The sequence below is a fragment of the Echinicola sediminis genome (assembly GCF_054777495.1).
This window is the reverse complement of the sequence record NZ_BAAHAP010000201.1, coordinates 1-2,679: the sequence shown is the minus strand read 5'-3', so window position 1 is coordinate 2,679 and position 2,679 is coordinate 1. Positions and strand designations below refer to the sequence as shown.

At 38.5% G+C, this 2,679-nt stretch carries 4 protein-coding genes; all 4 read right to left on the bottom strand.

Going from position 1 to position 2,679, the window contains the following annotated elements; translation table 11 throughout:
* Positions 1–227: 227 nt before the first annotated feature.
* Positions 228–461 carry an Imm27 family immunity protein gene (locus ACYVAA_RS22645; RefSeq protein WP_460546299.1) on the bottom strand — a complete coding sequence of 78 codons (234 nt, stop codon included), beginning with the start codon at positions 459–461 and terminating at the stop codon, positions 228–230.
* Positions 446–853 (bottom strand): contact-dependent growth inhibition system immunity protein, encoded by a 408-nt coding sequence (locus ACYVAA_RS22640; protein WP_460546297.1) that lies wholly within the window; start codon positions 851–853, stop codon positions 446–448. The genes ACYVAA_RS22645 and ACYVAA_RS22640 overlap by 16 nt, the downstream gene beginning before the upstream one ends.
* A 188-nt stretch (positions 854–1,041) precedes the next feature.
* On the bottom strand, positions 1,042–1,728 hold the full coding sequence (locus tag ACYVAA_RS22635) for a hypothetical protein (RefSeq protein WP_460546295.1): 687 nt from the start codon (positions 1,726–1,728) through the stop codon (positions 1,042–1,044).
* Between the two features lie 86 nt (positions 1,729–1,814).
* Positions 1,815–2,462: a hypothetical protein gene (locus tag ACYVAA_RS22630; RefSeq protein WP_460546293.1), complete on the bottom strand. Its 648-nt coding sequence runs from the start codon at positions 2,460–2,462 to the stop codon at positions 1,815–1,817.
* Between the last annotated feature and the right edge of the window lie 217 nt (positions 2,463–2,679).

Sequence of the window (2,679 nt, the reverse complement as noted above, 5' to 3'; positions counted from 1 at the left end):
GTGCGACCATGACCGCCACTGCCGCGGAACCGGCAACAATCAATGGAATTTTCGGATTCGCACGCAGGCGATTAAGCCACTCAAGAGATTTTGTCTGGGCTGCAGTCGCATTCATCGCGCACCTCGTGGCTGATTATGGACGGCGTTATTGGCAAAGTGGAACAAGACTAACTCCCGGGTCAGCAAACTCGAAAAATTGACGCTCCCATTATTTGTGCTTTCGTTTTTTATTCTTTTATTCTAGTCAGTTTTGGAGGGCCGCCACCTTGTAAATGACTTTCAGGATAAGTCAATTCCCAAATACTCCCATTTGTATGTTGATAGCGTTTTGTCCACCCATCTTCACTAATTTCTATTTCGGTTAAGTCGTATTTAATTATTGACTCGATCAATTCACAATTTGAATCAGCGATAACCTTATTATCCTTAAAAATCCATTTTCCAATTAATTCTTTTTCCATTGGGCGTAGGATTTAAGTAAGTCAGGTTCTTGTTCATTTAGTAATTCCTTATTGTCCAAGATTATTGTTTCAAATTCTTTAGTCAGCTTAGGCTCAAGATTCCAAAATTCTATTTCACTAGTCAAAACAGCTTTTAGTAGGTCACCTTCATAATAATCTCCTTCGGCAAGTATGTCCTGTCTCAATTTCTCGAGAGCGAGAGGAATCAAAAACTTTAGTCCGATATTTTGACCTATCATTATCCGCAAGTCTTCGATTTCAAAATCTTTTAGTTTCTTTTTTCTGAGTTGGTGACAAGTCTTGACTAAATGACTTTCTTGTCTTGGTTCGTCCCAATAGTCCTTTTCTAGATTTTCTAAAGACTTGTCTTGCCAATTATTTTCATATTTCATCTAAGTCGATTTCAAGAATACCTGTGGTTCTTTTAAATGTTGCACAACGGTTCAAACATGCGTAGTGCGTGTTTCATGGCTCTTCACTATCAAACCACCACACAGTTTATTAAATGCTTTAAACATCAAATTTAGCACATAGCCTCGCATTATGTATATTTGTTGTTGCCAAACGTTTTTTTCTTTTTCTATCCGTAAATCATTAATACAGGGGCTCCAAGTGATACGTCAAAAATTGGTTTGTACCAATCAACATTTGTTTCAGTCATAATTTTTTTATCTATCAATTTGTAGTCTAGAAAGTACCGGTTCTCTGTGGTCATTGTGTTACCGTAATAGAACCAAGTTAACTTAATTCTGTCTGCTTGAACAATTTTCAGGAATGTCGAAGCTTCAAAAATGTGTCTTGGGTTATAAATCTCAAGTTTCTCTCCTTCTTTGAAATTCAAGGTCAGTTTATTCAATCTTTCTTCAAAGTTGGCAGAGATAATTTGGTGATAGTTGTCATGAGGTTTACCAAACCAATCACCGAAAATTCGAAAGCTACCACCATGGAATAAGTTGTCATTATTTTTTAAGAGTTGAACAATTTCTTCAGGGCTTCTTCTTTTAGTGGCGCTGTCTTTTGTCGGTTCCAGGTTGTCAAGGTCAGGTAAAGCGTGAACCGCAGTAATAAATTCGATAGGCCCTATAATTTGTACTCTCTTAAATATTTTCAGTCCGAGCCAAATCGATAGCACTCCTAAAAGTCCAAGTATTATTATTCCTGTTGTGTTGGGAAGTGAAGCATAAATGGCAATTCCAATAATTGCCGCTCCTGCCAATGGTGCAAGTCCAAATATGAATCCTGATATTATGTTAATGACTTGTCGCAAGTGTCTTTTTTAAATGTTTGGCAACGGTTCGCAGCTTGCCGAAGGCAGGGTTTTAGAAGCACCATCTGTCAAGCTACGATTATTGTTTATTCGGAGCCGAAAAGTTTCTTCCACCACGAACGCCCCGCTTTTGGCAAGGCGCTGTTATGGGCTGTTTTTCCTTCGGTCATCTGTTCATATATTTTGTCAAAGCCGGTCGATATCTTAAGATACTTGTCGCTCCAGCCATTTGACATTGATAGCTCGTGATAAGTACAAGTTGGCAAAAATTCAACATGTACCTTTTCAAGTGCCTGCCAGTCGCAATTTTCAATTTTATCAATGTCCTGATTTAGCTCGTCTAAAAACATATCAGCATTGTCAAATCCAGTCCAAACAGTGTCTGTGTCTTTCGTGACGAGCGTTTTGATTTCCTTTAATATTCCTGCAACATTTTGAAAATCTTTGTAAAATTCAATCCTATTTGTAAACCAGTCCCAACTTTCATCGTCACAGTTGGCCTTGAGTTTTGCAATTGTTTGGTTTGTGTATGTCTGAGCCGAAAGTCTTTTGTTTATTAATTCAATGTCTTGATAAAAACTGTCGATTAGAGACCAGTCGTTATTGACAAATAGTTTTTTCTCGTAGTCACGTCCGCCTCTTGCAAGTCGGTCAATGTCGCCGCCATAACTGTTAAATATTATAATTTTTTCTAGTGTAATCATTGGCCGTCCTAAAATAGCACCGGTTTGCATATGCCTTGTGGTGGTTTAGAAACACTTTCCTGTCCACTGAAACCAAAGTTCGCTATGAAGCGAAGCCCTTGCGGGCAGCCGTTCACCCGTCATAAGCTATATGCTGTGTTGAACGAATCCAGCTAAAGCAGGAAGCCGGCATGATTGTCCGGAACTTCCTAAATTAGCCTTATCGTAAATTTTAACAGTTTAAGCTATGAAAAAAAAGCCAGACCAT

Excerpts from the sequence above, each read along its gene's own strand:
- ACYVAA_RS22645 (WP_460546299.1), bottom strand. The coding sequence starts at position 461 with ATGGAAAAAGAATTAATTGGAAAATGGATTTTTAAGGATAATAAGGTT.
- ACYVAA_RS22630 (WP_460546293.1), bottom strand. The coding sequence starts at position 2,462 with ATGCAAACCGGTGCTATTTTAGGACGGCCAATGATTACACTAGAAAAA.
- ACYVAA_RS22640 (WP_460546297.1), bottom strand. The coding sequence starts at position 853 with ATGAAATATGAAAATAATTGGCAAGACAAGTCTTTAGAAAATCTAGAA.